Annotated in this window: 13 protein-coding genes; 2 read left to right on the top strand and 11 right to left on the bottom strand. The window is 66.1% G+C overall.

Features of this window, described 5'->3' with window-relative positions:
• Positions 1-153: 153 nt before the first annotated feature.
• Positions 154-1,998 carry a GGDEF domain-containing protein gene (locus C665_RS01250; RefSeq protein ID WP_040828241.1) on the top strand — a complete coding sequence of 615 codons (1,845 nt, stop codon included), beginning with the start codon at positions 154-156 and terminating at the stop codon, positions 1,996-1,998.
• Positions 1,999-2,076: 78 nt separating this feature from the next.
• Here C665_RS01250 and C665_RS01255 read toward each other — a convergent pair whose 3' ends face one another.
• The 3 genes from C665_RS01255 to C665_RS01265 all read right to left on the bottom strand — a co-directional run bounded on the left by C665_RS01255 (position 2,077) and on the right by C665_RS01265 (position 4,575).
• Positions 2,077-2,997, bottom strand: a complete 921-nt coding sequence (locus C665_RS01255) for a PEP-CTERM sorting domain-containing protein (RefSeq protein WP_245537117.1) — start codon at positions 2,995-2,997, stop codon at positions 2,077-2,079.
• Positions 2,998-3,068: 71 nt separating this feature from the next.
• Positions 3,069-3,983 (bottom strand): mechanosensitive ion channel family protein, encoded by a 915-nt coding sequence (locus tag C665_RS01260; RefSeq protein WP_004298158.1) that lies wholly within the window; start codon positions 3,981-3,983, stop codon positions 3,069-3,071.
• Between the two features lie 244 nt (positions 3,984-4,227).
• A complete protein-coding gene (locus C665_RS01265) occupies positions 4,228-4,575 on the bottom strand; it encodes a hypothetical protein (RefSeq protein ID WP_004298161.1) in 348 nt (115 codons plus the stop codon).
• Positions 4,576-4,777: 202 nt separating this feature from the next.
• Here C665_RS01265 and C665_RS01270 point away from each other — a divergent pair, with 202 nt between their 5' ends.
• Positions 4,778-5,683, top strand: coding sequence for a pirin family protein (locus C665_RS01270; RefSeq protein ID WP_004298163.1), 906 nt, complete (start codon positions 4,778-4,780; stop codon positions 5,681-5,683).
• A 235-nt stretch (positions 5,684-5,918) separates the two neighbouring features.
• Here the strand turns inward: C665_RS01270 and C665_RS01275 are convergent, their stop codons facing one another.
• The 8 genes from C665_RS01275 to C665_RS01310 form a co-directional block, all read right to left on the bottom strand.
• Complete coding sequence (locus C665_RS01275; RefSeq protein WP_004298165.1) at positions 5,919-6,776, bottom strand: PA4780 family RIO1-like protein kinase; 858 nt, start codon at positions 6,774-6,776, stop codon at positions 5,919-5,921.
• Positions 6,773-7,051 carry a VF530 family protein gene (locus C665_RS01280; RefSeq protein ID WP_004298167.1) on the bottom strand — a complete coding sequence of 93 codons (279 nt, stop codon included), beginning with the start codon at positions 7,049-7,051 and terminating at the stop codon, positions 6,773-6,775. The genes C665_RS01275 and C665_RS01280 overlap by 4 nt, the downstream gene beginning before the upstream one ends.
• 168 nt (positions 7,052-7,219) lie before the next feature.
• On the bottom strand, positions 7,220-10,222 hold the full coding sequence (locus C665_RS01285; protein ID WP_004298169.1) for a type I restriction endonuclease subunit R: 3,003 nt from the start codon (positions 10,220-10,222) through the stop codon (positions 7,220-7,222).
• A complete protein-coding gene (locus tag C665_RS01290; RefSeq protein WP_004298171.1) occupies positions 10,223-11,401 on the bottom strand; it encodes a restriction endonuclease subunit S in 1,179 nt (392 codons plus the stop codon).
• A complete protein-coding gene (locus tag C665_RS01295; protein ID WP_245537118.1) occupies positions 11,394-13,280 on the bottom strand; it encodes a DUF8451 domain-containing protein in 1,887 nt (628 codons plus the stop codon). The genes C665_RS01290 and C665_RS01295 overlap by 8 nt, the downstream gene beginning before the upstream one ends.
• On the bottom strand, positions 13,222-14,748 hold the full coding sequence (locus tag C665_RS01300) for a type I restriction-modification system subunit M (RefSeq protein ID WP_004298174.1): 1,527 nt from the start codon (positions 14,746-14,748) through the stop codon (positions 13,222-13,224). Before C665_RS01300 ends, C665_RS01295 begins: the two co-directional genes overlap by 59 nt.
• Positions 14,745-16,241 (bottom strand): type I restriction-modification system subunit M, encoded by a 1,497-nt coding sequence (locus C665_RS01305; RefSeq protein ID WP_004298176.1) that lies wholly within the window; start codon positions 16,239-16,241, stop codon positions 14,745-14,747. The genes C665_RS01300 and C665_RS01305 overlap by 4 nt, the downstream gene beginning before the upstream one ends.
• Positions 16,242-16,305: 64 nt before the next feature.
• Positions 16,306-21,414 carry a RecQ family ATP-dependent DNA helicase gene (locus tag C665_RS01310; protein WP_004298177.1) on the bottom strand — a complete coding sequence of 1,703 codons (5,109 nt, stop codon included), beginning with the start codon at positions 21,412-21,414 and terminating at the stop codon, positions 16,306-16,308.
• Positions 21,415-21,549 lie beyond the last annotated feature (135 nt).

Raw genomic sequence — 21,549 nt, forward strand, 5'->3', positions numbered from 1 at the left:
AATATAAGCATTTGATTAATATCTACGGATCGGCAGATCACCGGGGCTCGACTCCCTCCGTGCCCGCCCTCGGAACTTCCTCACCGAAAGCACGGGAAGTCCTGTCAGAATGCCGGAAACATGCGCCAGACCCAGGAATTTCCACCGCTCAACATGTCCACGCCCAGCAATCCCTCCGAGATCGCCCGCGAAACCCTGCGCCAGCTCGCGCTGCGCCGGATTGCCCCCACGCCGGACAACTACCGCAAGCTCTATCACGAGATCGCCGGCACCCGGCCCGACGACGACGCCCTGCCCGAAGCCTTCGTGCGCAAACTCGCCCGCCGCCTGCCGCGCGACAGCGCCGAGCGCCAGCGCCACGGCCACCAGCTCGACCAAGCGCTCGCCGACGGTCGCGACAAGGCCGCCGAGGCCGCACTCGAGCGCTACCTCGACAGCCTCAAGCTGGGCGAACCGCAGGCCTGGAACGAGCTCATCGGCAACCTGCTGCGCCAGTGGGAGGCGCGTCAGACCGGCTGGACCCCGGCGCGCAAGCGCGAGGCCCTCGACCGCGTGCTGGGCGCAGCCGACCCGGCGGCGCTGTACACCCGCCTGCAGGGCCTGCTCAAGAGCTGGACGCAGGCCATGACCGATGCCGATGCGCTCGCCGTCGAGGTGCCCGACGCGGCAGACGAACCCGACGCCAGCGCTTCGCCCCGTGCCGACGCAAGCACCGCAAGGCCCGCCACGCCCGCGCGCACCGCCGCTGCCGCGCCCCCCCCTGCCTCCACTCCAGGCGTCGACTCCGCCACCATCGACGCCCTGCGCGAGCTCGTCACCATCAGCCTGGGCGAGGCCCTGCCGCCGCTGCTGGAGGAACAACCGCCGCTGCGCGAGACCGCCGCCACGCTGTGCGCCGAAGCTGCCAGTCGCAGCGAGGCCGCTGGCCTGCGCGAGGTCGGCACGCGCCTGCGCGCCTTCGCACACGAGCTCGAGCTGGCCGCCGCCGACGAGGCCGAAATCCGCGCCGGCATGCTCGAGCTGCTGCGCATGCTGCTTCGCAACATCGACGAACTGGTGCTCGACGATCGCTGGCTCGCCGGCCAGATCGAGATGCTGCGCGAGATCGTCGACAGCCGTCCCGACCCGCGCAAGATCGACGACGCCGGCCGCCGCCTCAAGGAACTCATCCACAAGCAGGGCCAGCTCAAGCACACCCTGGCCCAGTCCCAGCGCCACCTACGCGACATGCTCGCCGGCTTCGTCGACCAGCTCGCGCGCTTCTCCGAATCGACCGGCGCCTACCACGACCGCATCGGCCAGTGCGCCCAGCGTATCGCCCAGGCCAACGACATCACCGAGATCGGCCCCCTGCTCGACGAGGTCATGACCGAGACTCGCAGCATCCAGGACGAGGCACGCCGCTCGCGCGACGAGCTCATCGTCGCCCGCGGCGAGGCCACGGCGGCGCAGGAGCGCGTCGTCACGCTGCAGAACGAGCTCGAGGAAGCCAGCCGCCTGATGCGCCACGACCAGCTCACCGGCGCGCTCAACCGCCGTGGCCTCGACGAGATGTTCCAGACCGAATCCGCGCGCGCCCAGCGTCGCGGCACGCGGCTCGCCGTCGCGCTGCTCGACATCGACCACTTCAAGAAGCTCAACGACAGCCTCGGCCACAAAGGTGGCGACGACGCCCTGGTACACCTCGCCAAGGTCGTGCGCCAGCACCTGCGCCCCCAGGACGTGCTCGCCCGCTATGGTGGCGAGGAGTTCGTCATCCTGCTGCCCGAGACCGGCGACACCGACGCCCAACAGGCGCTCGTGCGCCTGCAGCGCGAGCTCACCCGCGAATTCTTCATGGCCGAAATGCAGAAGATCGTGATCACCTTCAGCGCCGGCGTCACCCGCCTGGCCGAGGGCGAAAGCCTGGAGAGCGCGCTGAAGCGCGCCGACGGCGCGATGTATCAAGCCAAGCAGGCCGGCCGCAACCGCGTGATGGTCGCGCCGCTACACGACTGAAAGCGCTCCGGAGCACACGAAACCCGCCGGCTTCGCCAAGGGCGCCGAGCCCGTGGCGAAGCCGGCGCGGCGGCGTGCTCAGCCCGGCACCTTGCTCCCTTGAGGAGTGCGCAGGCGCGCGGCGGCAAGGCCGACGAGGCCCAGCCCGAGGAGCGCGAGCACGCCCGGCTCCGGCACGGTGGGCACCTCGTTGACGCCGATGCGGACGCGGTAGGCGCCATCGTTGTCGTCGTAGGCACCGGGCACGCCATCGAAGCCGAAGCCGTCCGGGATCCCCAGGAACAGCCTCGTGGCGCCGCTCGGCGCGATGAACTCCTGGAAAATCGAGGACGTGGTCACGCCGTTGCCGATATAGAAGATCTGCCCGAGCCCGGGGCTCAGTGTCGTGAAGTTGCGGCCCAGGCCGGTCGTGCTGAAGTCGAGGCGCGCGGGTGCGCCAGCGCTGGGGATGCTGTTGTCCAGGAAGACGCCGACGAGTGCCCCCTCGGGACCGAAGTAGCCACTGATGCCGCCGAAGGACGAGAGATCGCTGCAGCTCGACCCCGCGCAATCGGCGTTGTTGCCCTCGGGGCCATAGAACGGCGCACCGACCCCGTTGAAGTAGCTGATGCCGCCGATCGAGGGATCCGCGAGGCGGATGACGTCGCCCGCAGCCACGCCGAGGTATGGCGGGAAGGTCTCCTGGATCTCCTCGGGCGTCGCCCCCCCGTGGCGTTGCATGCCGGTGGGAGAGCTCCAAGGCGCAGACGCCAGCGGAATCGTGATGTCCGTTCTCCCCGCCAGGAAGATCGCGTCGCTGCCGCGAACCGTGACATCGAGCACGGCCGCCTCTGCCGTGCCGGAACCGAGCGCCGTGACCAGCGCCGCAGTTGCAAGGATCGATGCGCAAGCCTGCCTCATGATTCGCTCCTCCCCGGTATCCAACACTCCCCGAAAAGACTCAAGCAAGAACCGAACCAAACCGTAAGTCGCTGATTTATCGACGACTTCCGTCGACACCCGTCTCCGAGTGTAAAAAAGACCGACAGCGCCACACCCCGCCCCGACGAGCCGCGCAGGCAAGCCTGTTCCTAGGACGCGGCTTCCGCATGTTGGCACGCGGACACCGCCAGCGGCTGCGCCAGCACGACCCCGCGCGCACGCAGCGCCGCATCGACGAGCCCGAGCACCTCGTCGCGGCAGACCGGCTCGCGGTCGTGCTGCGGCACCCAGTACTTCACCCGATAGGTGATGCCCCCAGGGCCATAGGACACCAGCTGCACCTCGGGCGGCTTGTCCTCGGCGATGCTCGCCGCATGCGTCAGCGCCGCGCGCATCAGCTCCCGCGCCTCGGCCACCGGCAGCGCGACCGGCAGGGTGAGCTCGGCATGGTCGCGATATTCCTTCTTCGGCGCGCTGAAATTGGTGATCCGCTGCCGCGAGATCTGGCTGTTGGGCAGGATCACGTAGGTGCTGTCCCCGGTCACCAGCCGCGTCGTGCGCCAGCCGATCTCCTGCACCCGCCCCTGGGCCAGGTTTTCGATGCGCACCCAGTCGCCGATGCGGAACGGCGCCTCGATCCCGAGCGCGATCCCCGACAGCGTGTCGGCCACCACGTTGCGGATCGCGAAGCCCAGCACCGCCAGCACCAGGCCCGAGCCGGTCAGGATCCCCGACAGGTCCTGGCGGAACAGCAGCGACAGCCCGCCCAGCGCCGCCAGCGCGAACAGGAACACCCGCAGCAGGTCCAGCAGCACCTTGGGCACCGGCTTGCGCCCCTTGCGCCGCTGCGACAGCCGCGCCGACGCGAGCGCGTGCAGCAGATGCGCGCCGGTGAACAGGGCGAGCGCGAGCGCCGCATTGCGCACCGGATCGAGCCAGGCCTGCACGGCATGATCTGCCGGCAGCAACCCGAACGCCCGCTCGGCATACAGGAAGAACAACACCAGGAGGAGGAGACCGACGCCGGCATGCGAGCCGGCGCGGGAGTACAGCGCGCGAACCATGGCAGGACCTTCGAGACGAGAGGAAAAGACACTCCACCGACCCCGGCCTGCCGATCCGCGCCGGCAAGGCGCTATCGAGGCCGGGGCCAGGCATGTGCCTGGTCGATGCACAAGGCGAATCTCGCGCGGCCGCAGCAGCCCATCACATGGTCTCCGGAAGTTCCTGGGGGTGGGTGGCCAGGATGGCCAATCGTTTCTATATGGGGATCGATTCCGCGTTTTCAAACGCAGGGCCCCGCCTGCCTCACCCCTGCGCTTGCGACTTGTTCTGTCGCTCCTCACGCGCAGCTTTCTCTCGGGCGGCCTCGCGCTCCTCGTCCAGCTTCTTCTTGCCGTAAGCGATCGCCATCTTCATGGCCACGACCATCACCCCACCGATCAGCACGATATACAGCAACGAAGCTCGATTGCCGGGGTCCGCCTCCGTCACTGCCGTCTTCGCGCCTTCCTTCTTCTCCTGCTGCTGCGCGGGCGCCTGCACGCTCGCCATCCCCCCTTCCTGTCCGGCGCCCGCGGCCATGGCCGTGCCACTCGAAAGGAGGACACAGAAACCGATCGACACTGCCATGATCCAATTCATCGAAATCCTCATTCGTCGATCTCGTCACGCGCTGTCCACTTTTCCAGCGAGCGGCGCCTCGACACATCGATCTGTCGAGCCTCTGGTCATTGTACTGAAGAACCCCGCCGGGACTCGGCACCCGAACAGCCCACCGCGGTCGACGCGCCGCAAGAATCTCTCCACGGGGAATCCCCACGACGCCCAAGGCAGCAGCCCCACGAGGACACCGACCATGAACCCGCTCGTCCGCATCCAGCCCCGCAGCGCCGACCTCGGCGACGGCATGCGCGTCCGCCGCACCCTCCCCAATCGCCAGCAGCGCATGGTTGGGGCGTGGTGCTTCCTCGACCACGCCGGGCCGGTGCACTTCGAGCCCGGCAAGGGCCTGCACGTCGGCGCGCATCCGCATATCGGCCTGCAGACCTTCACCTGGCTGATCGAGGGCGAGGTGCTGCACCGCGACAGCCTGGGCAACGAGCAGCTCATCCGCCCGGGACAGGTCAACCTGATGACCGCAGGCCACGGCATCACCCATACCGAGGATTCGCTGCACGACGGCGTGCGGCTGCACGCCGCGCAACTGTGGATCGCCCTGCCGCCGGAGCACCAGGATTGCGCCCCGGCCTTCGACCACTACCCCACGCTGCCGCAATGGCGCGAAGGCGGCGCCGAACTCACCCTGCTCGCCGGCCGCTACGGCCAACGGACCGCGCCGGCGCGCATCCACTCCGCGCTGGTCGGCATCGACATCGCCTGCGACGAGGCGAGCGCGCTCACGCTCGCGCTCGACCCCAGTTTCGAGTACGGGCTGATGGCGCTCGTGGGCGATCTGAAGATCGACGGCGAGACGATCCGTACAGACGAGCTCGCCTACCTCGGCAAAGGACGCGGCGAGCTGCACCTGGCCCTGCCCGCAGGCGCGCGGGTGCTGTTCCTGGGTGGCGAGCCGTTCGACGAACCGGTGCAGATGTGGTGGAACTTCGTCGGCTTCAGCAGAGCCGACATCGCGCAGGCGCAGGCCGCGTGGGAGCGCGGCGACGAGCGCTTCGGCGCGGTCGGTGACGGCCGGGCGCGACGCCTCGTGGCGCCGCCTCTGCCATGGCGGGGGCCGGGCGACACGCGCCTCCCCCACACCTGAGCGCAGTCGAGGTCGAAACCCGGACTCCGGTCCGAGCGGTCGGCAAGCACCGCCCCCAGCCAGCCCTCGAGCCGGGCAGCCTGCGCGCGGTCCGCGCGCGTACGAATGCTGTCGAGTCTGCGACGCACGTCACCGACGATCCGGACCGACCAATGGAACATCGGATCGGCCGATCGCACTCGACCCCGTCGGGCGAGACGCCCGGGCAAGCGCGCATCGGAGTCCGCCTCGCCGCTCAGCGCTGGCCGGCGGCCTCTGCCCGGCCCGCCTGGCGCGCGGCCTCCTCACGACGCGCCGCCTCGATCACCTGCATCACCTCATCGACATCGGCGTGCCCGGCCTCCACCTCGAAGACCCCGGTGAGCGCGCTCTCGGGCTGCAGCTTGCCCGACTCGTACAAGGCCCAGATCTCCTTGCCATACGCGGTGTCGAGCAGGTCGGGGGCGAACTGCCCGAAGTAGGCGGCGAGGTTGCCGACATCGCGCTCGAGCATGGCGCGGGCGTTGTTGTTGGCCGCCGCATCCACCGCCTGCGGCAGGTCGATGATCACCGGCCCGTCGCGATCGACCAGCACGTTGTATTCCGACAGATCCCCATGGACGATGCCGGCGCACAGCATGCGCACGACCTGGCGCACCAGCTCGGCATGGAAGCGCCGCGCATCCGCCTCGTCGAGCACCACATCGTTGAGCCGCGGCGCCGGCTCGCCGTCCTCGTCGGCCACCAGCTCCATCAGCAGCACGCCCTCGTGGAAGTCGTAGGGCACGGGCACGCGCACCCCGGCCGCGGCGAGCCGCCGCAGCGCGTCGACCTCGGCGTGCTGCCACGCCGCCTCCTGCTCCTGGCGGCCGTAGCGCGAGCCCTTGGCCATCGCGCGCGCCTGACGGCTGTTCTTGACCTTGCGCCCCTCGGTGTAGTCGGCCGCCTTGTGGAAGCCGCGCTTGTTGGCCTCCTTGTACACCTTGGCGCAGCGCAGCTCGTCGCCGCACTGCACGACATAGACCATGGCCTCCTTGCCGCTCATGAGCTGGCGCAGGACGTGGTCGACGAGGCCGTCGGCCACCAGCGGTTCAATTCTGCTCGGGGTCTTCACGTGTTCGGGGTGCTCCGCGGGGTGTCGGGGTCCGTTGCCGCGCCCGGCCGGGCGGCCGCACGCAGGGTATCGAGATACAGCGCCTCCACCTGCTCGCGCGCCCACGGCGTGCGACGCAGGAACTTGAGGCTCGAGGCGATGCTCGGTTCGTGGTTGAAGCAGCGGATGTCGATCCGCCGCCCCAGGCCCGCCCAGCCGAAGCAGGCGACCAGGTCGGTCACGATCCGTTCGAGCGTCAGGCCATGGAGCGGATTCTTGGGTTGTGCTGCGGTCATCGGGTCTTCTCGCGTCGAGACTGACGGTTGTGCGGATCGCTTGCTGCAGGGGGAGTGACTGATACTCCGCGCTGGCGCGCGTTGTCAATCCGGGGTGTAACGGGCGGCAGAAGGCTGAAATGGGTCTGCGTGGTCATGTGTCGTTTTGCCCGTTGATGCTCGGGTCGCTCAGTAATACTGCCGGATATAACTGAACGCCTTCTCGAACAGCTCCTCGTCCGCGTGCAGCTTGTACTTGAACAAGGCCTTCCGCAGCGCCTTCTTCACCTCCCGTTCCCCCGCCTGCGTCCCCTGCCATCCCGGGAAGCGCACCAGGCGCACGATCTCGTCGATGTCCGTCACCACGCGCTCGACGATGATCGGCGTCTCGGGGGTCTTCACCTCGTTGAATAGCGCGGTCAGCGCGGCCTTGCCGCGGTCCTCGTCTTCCTCGGGAGGGGTCTCCCTTTCAGCCTGCAGGGTTTCCTTGGCGATCTGCAGCAGCTGCTTGAGGAAGTCGACGCTGTTGATCTGGCCGGACTCGAAGCGCTCCTTGAGCGCATCCAGCCGCTCGGATAGATCCTTGAACTTCGGATTGCCCTGGTGCTTGCGCAGCCGGCGGTTGAGCTTGATCTCGAGTTCCTTCGCCTTCTTCGGGTCAGGGTTCGACAGCACGGCCTCGAGCAGGTCGGCGTCGAGCACCAAGGTGTCGAGGTCGTCGCGGATGGCGTCGACATGCACGTTCTGGTGGATCAGCTCGATGGTCTTGGCGCCGAGCGAATGCCAGATCAGCTTGCCGTGGCCGCTCGACGGCTGCACCGACTGGTAGATCTGCGACAGCCACTTGTAGTCGGTCTCGTACTGTCCAAGCAGCGGGTCGGGCGACAGTGCTTCCCAGATGCGCGCGAGCACGCTGTATTCCGCGGCGAAGGCGTCGCGGGTGTCGTTGTTCGGCAGGCACTGCTGGGCGGCGATCAAGCCTTCGTAGCCTTGCTGGCTGCGGTCGACGCCGGGAAAGAAGCCAAGGCATTTCTGCATCGCCTCAGGCAGCGTGTCCTTCAGCTCCTGGATGTTGCTGATGACCTGCTTCACGCTCTGGTCGTCGAACTCCAGGGCGGCAGCCACATCGTCGAAGATGCCGAGGTAGTCAACGATGAGGCCGTGGGTCTTCTGCTCGGAATAGGTGCGGTTCACCCGGCAAATCGCCTGCAGCAGCGTGTGGTCGCGCAGCGGCTTGTCGAGGTACATCGCCTGCAGGATGGGGGCGTCGAAGCCGGTGAGCAGCTTGGCGGTGACGATGATCAGCTTGAGCGGGTCGGCCGGGTCGCGGAAGCGGTCGAGCAGGCGCTCTTCCTCGTCGCGGCTGCGGTCGTAGCGGGCGTATTCGGGACGCTCCTTGCGGTCGCCCGGCTGCACCGACATGACGATGTCGGTCGCCTCGGCCGGCAGCAGCTTGTCGAGCTCGGCCTTGAACAGCAGGCAGGACTCGCGATCGAAGGTGACGACCTGGCCCTTGAAGCCGTTGGGCTCGACCTTGCTCTGGTAGTGCTGGACGATGTCCTCGCAGATGCGGCGGATGCGCTCGGGCGTCTTCACCAGCACCGCCATCTTGGCTGCGGTCTTGGCGAGGTTGTCGCGGTCGAGGTCGGACAGGCCGCCGGTCAGGTCCTTGTAGGCCTCGTCGATCGCGGCCTTGTCGATGTGCAGGTCCACCAGCCGCGGCTCGAAGTGCAGCCGCAGCGTGGCGCCGTCGCGGATCGACTCCTCGAAGCCGTAGCGGCTCAGGTAGCCCTTCTCGTCCTCGTCGGCACCGAAGGCGTAGAAGGTGTTGCGGTCGGCGCGGTTGATCGGCGTGCCGGTGAGGCCGAACAGGAAGGCATTGGGCAGCGCCTCGCGCATCTTGCGGCCGAGGTCGCCTTCCTGGGTGCGGTGCGCCTCGTCGACCAGGGCGATGATGTTGCTGCGCTCGTTCAGCGCCCCGGCTTTCCCGTTTGGCGTTTCGCCGAACTTGAAGATCGTCGTGATGATGATCTTGCGCACGTCCTGCGCCAGCAGTTGCTGCAGCTTCTCGCGCGAGTCGGCCTTTTCCAGGTTGGGGATGTCGGCGCCGGTGAAGGTGCCGGTGATCTGGGTATCAAGGTCGATGCGGTCCACCACGATCAGCACCGTGGGGTTCTTCAGCCGCGGGTGCATGCGCAGCTTCTGCGCCGCGAACACCATCAGCAGCGACTTGCCCGAACCCTGGAAATGCCAGATCAGGCCCTTCTTCGGCTGGCCCGCCAGCACGCGCTCGACGATCTTGTTGGCCGCCTCGTATTGCTGGTAGCGGCAGATGATCTTGATGCGGCGCTTCTTCTTGTCGGTAGCGAACAGCGTGAAGCTGGCGAGAATGTCGAGCACCACCTGCGGACGCAGCATGCTTTCGACCGACTGCCGCAGCGACTTCAGCGGATGCGTCTGGCCGCGCGCATCGTCCGCCCCGCCATCCAGGTTCCACGGCCCCCAGTCCTTCACCGGCAGGCCGATCGAGCCGTAGCGGAACTCCTTGCCCTCGGTCGCCACCGAGAACACGTTGCAGACGAACAGCTCGGGGACGAACTTCTCGTAGTCCTCATGCACCTGCAGCGCGCCGTCGACCCAGCTGATGCACTTCTTCACCGGCGTCTTGGCCTCGATCAGCACCAGCGGCAGGCCATTGACCAGCAGCACCAGATCGGCCCGACGCTCGGCGGAGCCGGCGCGGAAAGTGAATTGACGGGTAAGGACGAAGTCGTTGCACGCCGGGTCGTCGAAGTCGATCAGCCGCACCGGCACATGCTCGTTGTTCGGCCCGAACGGCATCGAGCGTTCGCCGCGCATCCAGGCGGCCATTTCCTCGTTGGCGCGGATCAGGCCGTCGGAACGCACCGACAGCACGATGGCGCGCAGCTTGTAGAGGACTTCGTCGGCCAGATCGGGCCGGGCCGCGATTTCGGGGTTGAGGCGGATGAGGGCGTCGCGCAGCCAGGGTTCGACGAGGAGCTCATGCGGCTGGCGGGGGATGTCGGCGGGGGCTGCGAAGTGCCAACCAGTGCGCCTTGGCTTGCGGAGGTAGTTGGGAGAGGGCTCTTCGGCCTTATTAGCGAGGGGGTTGCCTAAGTCCGCCAGGAGGTCGGACAGGTAGGCCTCGACGGTGTTGGATTCAGTGAACATCTAACCTCCATCCAGCGCCGTTGCCGCAGCTTTTCTCGCAAAACTACGCGCCGTCTCGAGTCGTTCCAACTGCGCATTCATAGCTTTCCTGAGCGTACCCAGAGTTGCCAGAAACACTCGCTGGTCCTCAAGCGGTGGCACCCTCAGTGGCATATTGAGCAGATTGGCGCGATTTATCTTCTTCATGCTTGCGCTCGTTCCTGCAGCAATCCTCATGAGATATTCCCGTGCGGGAGTCGCTTGCATCAATGCTTCGAGGTAGCGAGGATCGATCAGGAAAGGGTTCGGCTTCAACCGCATCATTGTGTCGGGGAAAGAAACGTCATTTCGTTCGTCAGTGAAGATCCCCACGTATCCGACACGATCTGCTGTATTCGATCGAGATATCAGGAGGTCGCCGACAGCAAGCCTCGCAGCGAGCATTCTGCTGGTCGGCTCAACTGATTTGAAGTCTCCCGACACGTATCCGGTGCGGGACAATGATGCCAAGCCCAACACAAAGTGGCCGGTAACTGCGTCCCGCGGTGGCGCACTGCATCCACTCTCTGGAGACTGAAGCAACAGGCCGCTCAATAGGCAACTCTCTGACTTGCCGGGCCCTGCTCTGCCAACCAGAGTGTCTTTGTACGCTTGGAGGACATGCCTTGCGGCGTTAAGTGCATCTTCCGAACGCCGGGTACTTTCCGCGCACGCGTTGAGTAATTCAACTATTGCACCCTGAGCATCAAGTGGTGGTAGAGCAAAGTCCTGTACCGCTAAAGTCCTCCAGTTGATCGTCGGCGACAACGACCCAACCGAGATCTCCACCGCTCGATTCATGAAAACATCGCTTTGCATGAAAAACGGCAGGAACTCCGGCAACACGACATCAGGCTTCGCCCGCAGCACCATGGCATGGGCCGAGCAAATGCCGTCGAACTCCGCCACCCCGAGCTTGCGCTGATACGCCCGGCGGCGCCCGAAGATGATGTCACCCTTGCGGAAGACGAGCTTGGTCGCCTCGACGTCGTCCGGACTGCCCCAGCGCCGGATCTTCAGCGAATCGGAATCGAGGTGCTCGAGGCCGACGTAATGCTCCATGCCGGATTCGGAAGGGTTGTCGACCCGCTCGTTGACGTTGGTGGCGATCTGGTCAAAGCGCCACACCTTCCAGCCGGGCTTCAGTTGCTTCTCAGCCATTGTTCCTGTCCTCCGCGCCGGCGGCGACATAGGCCTGGTGCGGGTGTTTAGCGCTTTCGGGGTAGCGAAAGCGCAGCTGCCCCTCTCGCACCATTGGAATCAGGTGCTTGTTGCGCAAGTAGTGCCGGTCTTTGTTCAGAAAGCTTGCAAGCTGGTCCACGCCCAAAGCCTGCCATGCGCACAGGCGCACAATGCCTCCACGCAAGGCTTCCGTGCTGACGCGGCCCTGTAGGGTTGCAAGCAAGGTTGCAAGCTCGAGAGGCAAGGTTGCATGCTTTGGGTTGCAAGCCTCCCCTGCTGGCGCACTGGAGCTTGGGTGGATTGCAAGCGGCGTGGGGATTGTTGGGCTGGCCAGTTCGTAATACGTGTGGCTGCCTCCCCCATGTTTTTCCAGCAAACCCTTGTCTCGCAGGCGGCGCAGCACGCGGCTGGCGGTCAGCGTGTCCAGCCCGCTGAAGTCGCGGCACGCCGTGTTGTCCACCGCACCGGTGGCGCGAGCGCAAATCAGCACCTTGGTTTCGTCGGCATCCAGCGGCTCGCTGCTCAGCGAGCGCAGCCAGGCATGGTCGTCCTCGGTGAGCAGGTTGTGCAGGAAGAGCGTGACGCGGAACTCGTCCGACTCGCGGCTGGAGTGAAACTCGGGCAGCGTCAGTCCGGCCTCGGCAGCCAGGCGGCGCATGCTGCGGATGCCGGTGCCTTTGGCTTCGGCCAGGTTCAGGTCGTGGAGCACGGCAGCCAGGGTGGGGTTACGCAGCCGTGAGCCTGGAATGCCGAGCTCGGCCACGGGCTTGAGCGAATGACCGACGTTGCGGATCTCGATGCGGTTGCTGTAGCGGATGATCTGGATCGGGCTGTGCTGCGTGTAGCTGCGGTGCATCACCGCATTGGCCAGCGCCTCGCGGATCACCTTGCGCGGGACGATCGGCTCCTGGACGCTGTGCAGTTCGCCCTCGGGCAGGTGGAAACCCTTGGGCAGCTCGTCGATGATGCTGGCTTCGGCCAGGGGCAGCGCCAGCAGCAGCGGCTTGCGGATCTCGATGGACTGGAAGCGCTCGTGCGGGTCTTCCATCCACTCGATGCCAGGCACGCGGATGTAGTCGATCTTGACCATCGGCAGCATGCGGCGCAGCGCCATCGGTTTGCCGAACAGCAGGATGCCGGCCAACGTGGGGCGCGGCTCGCCATCGACGCAGCGCACCGCGCCGAGCGCCTCGAGCAGATCATCGTCGCTGTAGCCGAGCTCCTCGGCGCTGGCGTTCAAGCGGCTGCGCACGCGGCGGTATTCGGCCAGCGCGGCGGGGTCGAAATCGTCCAGGCGTGCATCGGTGAGAATGCTCTGGTCCGGCCCTTTCTGCGGGCGGGTGTCGCCGCGCAGCACCCACAGATCCTCGTCGGTGCAGCGCTGGTCGGTCGATCCGATGCGGCGGAAGGCTCCGCGCGGCAGGCTGGTGGCCTTGAGATAGACCGGCTTGTGCCCGCTATCCACCTCGGCCACATACACCACGACCAGGGTCTTGCCGTCGATACGCTCGACGCTGATTTCCGGACGCAATGGAAAACTGAGCATGCTCGCGCATTGCGAGGCCAGATCCTGCTGCAGCTTGTCGGGGTCGGGCACACCCTCGGGGCGATAAACGGTGTCGCCCTTGTCGTTGATCGACCAATCGACGCCGAGCAGCAAGTGGCCGCCGTCCATGCCGGGCTCGTTGGCAAAGGCGATGACGGTCTCCAGCACCGACTTGCCGATTTCCCGCGCACGCTTGGCCTCGATGCGCGGCGACTCGTCGCTGGCATTGAGCTCGTCGAGCAGTTCCTGCGCGCTACGCATCGCTTGCCTCCTTCGCCACGCCGAGCCCGTCCAGCGTCTCGACCAGCGCATCCATCTGCTGCCAGAACGCCCGCCCGCTCTCCTGCCAGGCGTCCCAGGCCTCGGCGAGGCTGGCCGGCTGGTCGCCGCCGGCCGCCGCGGCGGCGGCACTGGCCGACGGGCGCTTCACGTACAGCGGAATCGACAGATTGCCGGCGTTCTTGTGCAGTTCGGCGAGCGTCGCCACCCGTGCAAAGCCGGGCGCGTCGGCGAAGGCCTTGAAGGCACCGAGGATGCGCTGCTGGTGCCCGGGCTTGAGGAAGCTCTGTGCGCGCTCGCGCGTGACCTCGCCCACCGCGTCGATGAACAGCACCCTGCCCTGGCGTTCGGCCGGCTTGCGCCGGTTGCAGATCAGGATGCAGGACTCCATGGGGGAGTTGTAGAACAGGTTGGGACCGAGGCCGACGACCGCCTCCACCCAGTCCTGCTCGATCATCTTGCTGCGCATGGCCTCTTCCTCGTTGCGGAACAGCACGCCGTGCGGCCACAGGATGGCGCAGCGACCGCGGTCGGACAGGCTGCCGAGGATGTGCTGCTGGAAGGCGTAGTCCGCCCGCCCCTGCGGCGGGGTGCCGAGGAAGTTGCGGCCCCACTTGTCCTGCGTCCACGCCTCGCGGTCCCACTGTTTGACGGAGTACGGCGGGTTGGCGAGGATAACGTCGAAGCGGCGCAGCCGGTCACCTTCGATGTGGCGCGGCTCGGCGAGGGTGTCGCCGCGGATGATCTGAAAGTCCTCGACGCCGTGCAGGAAGAGGTTCATGCGCGCGATCGACGAGGTGATGAGATTGCGTTCCTGACCGTAGAGCTTGAGCGTGCGGTATTCGCCGCCCGAGCGCTTCACCTCGTCCAGCGCGGAGATCAGCATGCCGCCGGTACCGCAGGTGGGGTCGTAGATGGACTCGCCCGCCTGCGGGGCGAGGAGCTGCGTCATCAGGTGGACGACGGTGCGGTTGGTGTAGAACTCGGCCGCGGTGTGACCGGAGTCGTCGGCGAACTTCTTGATGAGGTATTCGTAGGCGTTGCCGAGCTCGTCCTCGGGCACGTTGGCGACCGAGAGCGTCTGCGTGGAGAAGTGCTCGATAAGGTTCTTGAGCGTTTCGTCGGGCAGGCGCTCGCGATTGGTCCACGGCGCGTCGCCGAAGATGCCGTCGAGCAGGTCCGGGTTGGCAGACTCGATCGCCCGCATCGCCTGCTGGATGGCGGCGCCGACGTTGCGCGGCGTCTGGCGCACGTCGTTCCAGTGCGCGCCCGCGGGGATCTGGAAGCGATGGTTCTCGGCGAATTTGGCATAGGACAGGTCGCCATCGGACTCGGCCAGCGCGACCTCGTACTCCTCGTCCCAGACGTCGGAGACCCGCTTGAAGAACAGCAGCGGGAAGATGAACTGCTTGTAGTCGCCGGCGTCGATCAGCCCGCGCAGCAACACGGCCGCGCCCCAGAGGTAGCTTTCGAGTTCTTGCTGGGTGATGCGCCTGCTCATTTCAGCCAGCCCCCTTCCGCCATGACCTGGGCGAGGCGCTCTTCGGCCTCGCGGCAGCGCTGGAGCGCGTCCTTGAAGGCGGCGATCGCCTCGGGCAGCGGCGGGATGTCTTCCTGCAGCGGCGGCAGCACGTAGCGCGAGATGTTGAGTGTCCAGTCCTCGGCCTCGATCTCGTCGAGCGCGACGACCCTCACCGCGTCCTGCACGTCCTGGAAGTCGCGATACCAGCCGAGGATCTGCGCGGCGTGCTCGGCCTCTAGATAGTTCTGCGCCCTACCCCGCCGGAAGAGGCGAGAGGCGTCGGCGACCAACACCTTGCGCCGGCGCGCGGCGGGCTTCTTCTTGCGCAGCACCAGGATGCACGCGGCCAGACCGGTGCCGTAGAACAGGTTGGGCGCCAGGCCGATCACCGCTTCGATGAGGTCGAGCTCGAGCAGCTTCTGGCGGATGCCGCCCTCGGCGCCTTTGCGGAACAGCGCACCTTGCGGCAGCACGACCGCCATGCGGCCGGTGCCGTCGGCCATGGACTTGACCATGTGCTGCACCCAGGCGAAATCACCGCTCGAAGAGGGCGGCAGGCCGGCGAAGTTGCGGCCGAAGGGGTCGTTGAGCCACAGATCCTCGCCCCATTTCTCCAACGAGAACGGCGGGTTGGCAATGACGCAGTCGAAGGCGGACAGGCGGTCGCCGTCGAAGAAGGCCGGGTTGCGCAGCGTGTCGCCGCGAACGATCTTGAAGTCCTCGATGCCGTGCAGGAAGAGGTTCATCCGCGCGATGGACGAGGTGGTGAGGTTTTTCTCCTGCCCGTAGAGCTTGCCCCACAGGCGCTTCACGTCGCCGTGCATCTCCTGCACGTGCTGCACCGCGGCCAGCAGCATGCCGCCGGTGCCGCAGGCGGGGTCGTAGATGGTCTCGCCTTCGCGCGGGTCGAGCATGTCGATCATCAGCCGCACCACGCTGCGCGGCGTATAGAACTCGCCGGCCTTCTTGTTGGTGGCGTCGGCGAACTTCTTGATCAGGTATTCGTATGCGTCGCCGAGCAGGTCGGACGTGACGTTGCCGTTGCCGAGCGGCAGCTTCGAGAAGTGCTCGATGAGATCCTTGAGCAGCGCATCGGACAGGCGCTCCTTGTTCGACCACTGGGCATCGCCGAACACGCCATAGAGCGTGTCGGGGTTGGCCTTCTCGATCTCGCGCATCGCGTGCTGCAGCGCCGCGCCGACGTTGGCAGCCTTGGCGCGGACGTCGTTCCAGTGGCAATCGTCGGGGATCTGGAAGCGGTGCGACTCGGGGAACCACGCGAGCTGCTCGTCGCCGGTCTCGTCGACGATCTCCTGGTATTCCTCGTCCCAGACGTCGCAGATGCGCTTGAAGAAGAGCAGCGGAAAGATGTAGGTCTTGAAATCGGCCGCGTCGACCGGCCCGCGGAGGATGTTGGCCGACTCCCAGAGGTGCGATTCGAGCTGGGCGAGCGTGATGCTGGGTTGATGCAAGGCGCGTACTCGCAGGTGGAAAACTGGGCTGGATTATCGCAGATGAGACGCGCACAGCAGGGGGTCAGGCCTTCTGGCTGCCGCGCAACCGCGGAACGACGACCTCCCACTGCTCGCACCTGACCGCATCCATGTACGCGGGCTCGGTTTCCTCCTTGTATCGCACGACGATGCCGGCGACCTCGCACCTCTCGGGCTCGAGCGCCAGCTTGAAGGCCTTTGCAGTGCGTCCGACCATGTTGCCGCGAAGGTCGAGGAGCACGTAGCGATCACCGTCGGCGCGCAACGCCAGCGGATCGCCGGGCTCGAGCCGGCTGATCGCCTCATGCACCGATGCACCGGGACGCTGCCGGCCGGCAAAGCCGATGTCGACATCGCCGAGGCTCAGCAACTGATACTGCACGTCCAGCGCTGGGTCATGATCGCCTTCAAAACGGCGGTGCTGCGTAGCGGCGCTGAGCGTCGTGACGAATGCGTTGCCGGGCTCGAAGTCGCACAGCGTCAACGTTTCCTCCGCCCGTGTCATGCCTACGTAGTAGAGCCTGCGGGCCTCTTCCATCTGCTCGGCCGACGCCTCCCAGTTTCCATCCAGCACGGCGACGTGGCGGAACTCGAGCCCCTTTGCCGAGTGCACCGTGCCGAGGAACAGCCCCGGGCGCGGCTGCTGCCGAATCTCGCGGGCGTAGTCGTAGAGCCAGTCGACCATCGTTCCCGGCGCAAGAAGGCAATCGCCATACTCGCTGCCGAGTTGCTCAAGCGCGGTCGCGAAGAAATCCCGCCAGACCGGATCCGCGGTCAGCTCGCTGGCGTGCTGCGCTAGCGCCGCAGCAGCGAGCGAAGGCACGGCAAGGGCACGCAGATGCGCGACCAGGCGGACGAAGGGACGCTGCCGGGTGAGCGGCAAGCCGTTCTGCTTGTCCGCCGCAAGGAAATACGGAATGCCTTTGCGCTCGCACAAGGCCTGCACCGGCCACAGGTAGCGGTGACTGCGCGCCAGCACTGCCACACCCTGCCAGTGATCCCGCACCTCCAGTGCCCGGAGCCGGTCCAACTCTGCGATTACAGCCTGGGCCTGGAGGTTGCCGCAGTTGCGGTCCGCCCCCGGAATGCGAAGCCGGAGCACGCTGCCGCGCCGCTCGGGATCGAGCGCTTCCCACGCGCCGCCCGCCGGCCCGGTCGCACGCGCCGGATCGATGCGGATGGGATGCTGCACCTTGAGCCGCGAGGCATTCTGGCCAATCAGGTGATTTGCGGCGCCGATGATGGCCCGGCTGGAACGGTAGTTCTCGACCAGATAGCTGATCTGCGCGTCGTATTCTTCGCAGAAACGTGCGATGTGGCGGTTGCTGCCGCCCCGCCATTGATAGATGTTCTGGTCGTCGTCACCGACGGCGAGGATGCACAGGTCACCCTCCTGTTCGTCGTGCCGCCCGGCGAGCGCGCTGACGAGCCGGTACTGGCGGTCGTCGATGTCCTGGTATTCGTCCACCAGAATGTAGCGATAGCCCTGCAACAGACGCTCGCGCAGATCGTCCTCGCCTTCGACCGATGCACGGCCTTCCAGCAGTTCCGCAGCGCGGTCGAGGACGGCATCCAGCTCGCCCTCTTCCACCTTGTCGCGGCGATCGAAACTGGTGCCGGTCAGCCGCATGGCCATGGCGTGATAGGTGAGCACAGTGATCCCGATCGCATCGTTGCCGACCAAGGCAAACAGGCGCTTGCGGATCTCGTTGGCCGCATGCCGGTTGAAGGTGAGCGCGATGATCGCCGCGGCCGGCACGCGCCGCACACGCAACAGGTAAGCGATGCGATGCACTACGACCCGCGTCTTGCCTGAACCCGGGCCGGCGAGCACGAGCCGGTTCTGGTCCCGGTGGTCCGTGACGATGGCCTTCTGCGTGGCGTTCAGCGCGTCGATGATCGCCTTCCACGAGCCCTCGCTGGTGGCAAGCTGCAGGATCTCTTCCTTGCCCGGAAAGTAGTGGCGCAGGAAATCGTCCTTGCTGCGGGTGAAGTAATGCATGACCAGCCGCAAGGCGTCGGCCATCTCCCTGAGCGCGATCTCGGCGTATTCGCGCATCACATGCACCTGGATGCGGCGCTCCCGGTAGTGCTCGTCCAGGCGCTGGAAGTCGTCCTTCACATAGCGCTGGCCCTGCTTGTCCGGGTTGATGTCGATCGTCATCGCCCGCCGCATCACGGTCATGCCGTGGTTGAGAGTCAGCACCTCCTGGTGGTGCAGGTAGAGCAGCACGTGCTCCAGCGCCTTGAGACGCTGTTCCGGCTTGATCGTGGTGGACAGTTCCAGGTCCGCTGCGAGGAGATGCTGAAGCTCGCCAAAGGTGGTCTGCACCAGCAAGTCCTTGCCGCGCTGCCCGGGTGGCAACTTGCCGAACAGGAAGGGCAGCACCGCCGCGGCGATGCGCCGCCGCTTGTCGCCCAGCCCCTCGACCTGCGACCAGCTGTATCCGCCGCGGATGCGCAGCTTGAGATGGTCGCGGTTGACCTGCCGGAGCTCGAAGCTGCTGCGCTGCTGGCTGTCGCCGTCGCGATCGAGCGCGAGACTGTGAAGCAGGCGGGAGACATGCAGGGGCAGCAGCTCGGCCTGGCCACAGCGCTCGCGCAGGGCGGCCGTCAGCGGCGGCAGGTTGACGTCCTGCCACGACCCGTCGTCCGCGTCCGGCGCGAGCTCGCGCAAGACCTTGAACAGCGCCGCCTCCAGCGCCAGGCAGCGCTGCAGGCGCTCGCTCGACGCCCCGGCAATCCCGTGACGCAGGTAAAGCGTAAGCTGAGAATCGTTCTCCAGCAGGCCAAGCGCCTCGAGCTGCCTGAGCGCAGCGCTGACCTCCTCGTTCGTCTGCCCGGTCAGCAACATCAACTGGTCGGTATTGATGCGCTCGTCTGCGTCGGCTGAATACAGGTAGCGCAGGATCGCGCGGAATTCCTCGAGACGCCGGTGAGGCAGGCGGGCGTTGTCGAGCCGCTTTGCCGCCTCTTCCTCAGTCAGGCACAGCTTGGCGGGAAAAACCTTCGTGTGGTTCTCTTGTCGCCGTAGAAACTGCCCACGCTCCAGCCAGGCGATGGCGGTAACGACTTTGGTTTCCGCATCCCGGTCATCCGACTCGAAGCTGGTTTGGACGGTCTCGTCCTGCAAAATTTCGCCCGCGGTGATCACCACCTGTCCGCCCTTGCGCTTGGCGGCTTCGAATCGGAGCTTCTTCAGGATCTGCTGGATGTCCTTATAGCTCAGCCGTGAACGCTCGCTGAGCCCAAACTGGGTTTCGATGTCCTGCGGGTCGTAAAGCAAGACGCAACGGGCATCGTCCTGGTCCCGCCCGGCACGGCCTGCTTCCTGAAGGTAGTTTTCCAAGGAGCCGGGGATATCAGCGTGGACGACCAGGCGCACATCCGGCTTGTCCACGCCCATACCGAAGGCGTTGGTGGCGACGATCACGCGCAGCTCGCCACGAATGAAAGCGTCCTGGATGTCCTTCTTCTCGTGTGGCTGCAGTCCAGCGTGAAAATGCCTGCAGGTCCAGTTCTGCCCGATGAGGAAATCGGCCAACTCTTCCGCCTTCTTGCGGCTGGCGACGAACACCACGGCACCGCCCTCACGCCCCTCGAGTTCGTCGCGGAGCAAGTCGTGGGTGCGCGCAAACTTCTCGCCGGCCGCTACCGGAAAGACCTCGAAATGCAGGTTCGGGCGCTCGGGCGTGCCGATGAAGGACTTGAAGCGAACGCCCAACTCATCGAGGAAATGCTTGCGGATGTCGTCCAGCACATCCTGCTTGGCGGTGGCGGTGAAGCACCCGATCGGGGCGAGCTCACCCTCGCCGGTGAACTCACGGATGAAACGCGCCGCGTAAAGGTAGTCCGGTCGGAAATCGTTGCCCCACTTCGACAGGCAGTGCGCCTCATCGAAGATCCAGGCACCGATCTGCCGATTGGCGATCGCTTTGCGAAAAGCGTTGTTTCGGAACTGCTCGGGCGACACCAGCAGCATGCCCACATCGCCCAACTGGATCTTCTCCAGCACGTCGGCCCGCTCGGGCATGGTCAACAAGCCGTTCAATGCGGCCGCACACTGGACGTTGCGCGCGAGCAGGCCGTCCACCTGATCTTTCATCAGCGACTGCAGCGGCGAGATGATCACTGTGAGGCTGCCGTTGCGGTGATAGCGATTCAGCGCCGGCAGTTGATAGCAGATCGACTTGCCGCCACCGGTGGCAAGCACGGCCAACACCGGCTCGCTTCGCATGCCGGCCAGGACGATGTCGTGCTGCATGCTGCGGCCTTCCGCCTCGTAGCGAAAATCGTCGAAGCCAAAGTAGCGCTTGAGTTCCCGCCGGGGGTCGTGCGTCGTGCGGCAGTAGGTGCAGCCGGGGTCGTCGCAAGGCCGATCGCGCAACTCGGCGATCAGCTGCCCCACCGCCGGGAACTGGTGGCGCACCCAAGGGGCGAGCACCGAATTACCACCCGACACCCGCAGCCATGCCAGCACGTAGGCGATCGGCCAATGCAGTTCGGGCCGTCGCAGATCGTCCTCTAGCAGACCTGTCAGCCGGGTGCGGCAGACCTTGAGTTCGCGCTCGAGCGCGGGGTCGGTCTCCGCCAGCAAGGCCGGCAGGCGACAGGCGACCTCCGCCAGCGACAAGGGAGCGCGCCGCGTGAGCGCAAACAGGAAATTACCCAGCCCCGCTCCGGTGCGCGGCGCGATCAAGGCCTGGTAGCACAGCAACTCCTCGGGATTCGCCTCGAACAGCTTGTCGAAACCGTTCTGCTGGTCGGCGAACAGCGTCAGTGTCGAGCGGCAGTCGGACAGCGGCGAGTTCAGGCTGTCGCGGATCAGCTTGTAGTCCTTGATCAGCCGGTGGTAGGGGTTCTGCGGAAAGGCGAGCGGCGACAGGTGCAGTGTGTCGATCACCGGAAGCTGCAGCAGCGCAGAGTTGGGCGCAACCTCGCGCAACACGGGCAAGTCATGAGCCAACACATTGTGCCCGAGCACGAAGCTCGCCCCCGCGGACATCGCATCGAGGCGGACGAGCGCCGCACGAAGCCCCGCGCCGGTATTCAGCTCGAGCGTTTCACCGGTATCCGGTCGCAATGCTCCGATCTTGATGATCTGCTGCCGGCCACCGTCTGCTTGCGGAACAGTCTCAAGATCGAAGATCAAGCACTTTGGCTGGAGGGTTTGCGGTGTCTGCGCCATCCGGAAATCTGTCGCTTGCTGCGTTTGGCCAACGCGACCTGAATGAGGTCGTCAAGCACGCAGCAGACGACAAACCGACTGCAGGAAGGGACGGAAGAC

This window comes from Thauera aminoaromatica S2, assembly GCF_000310185.1.
Taxonomy (GTDB): domain Bacteria; phylum Pseudomonadota; class Gammaproteobacteria; order Burkholderiales; family Rhodocyclaceae; genus Thauera; species Thauera aminoaromatica.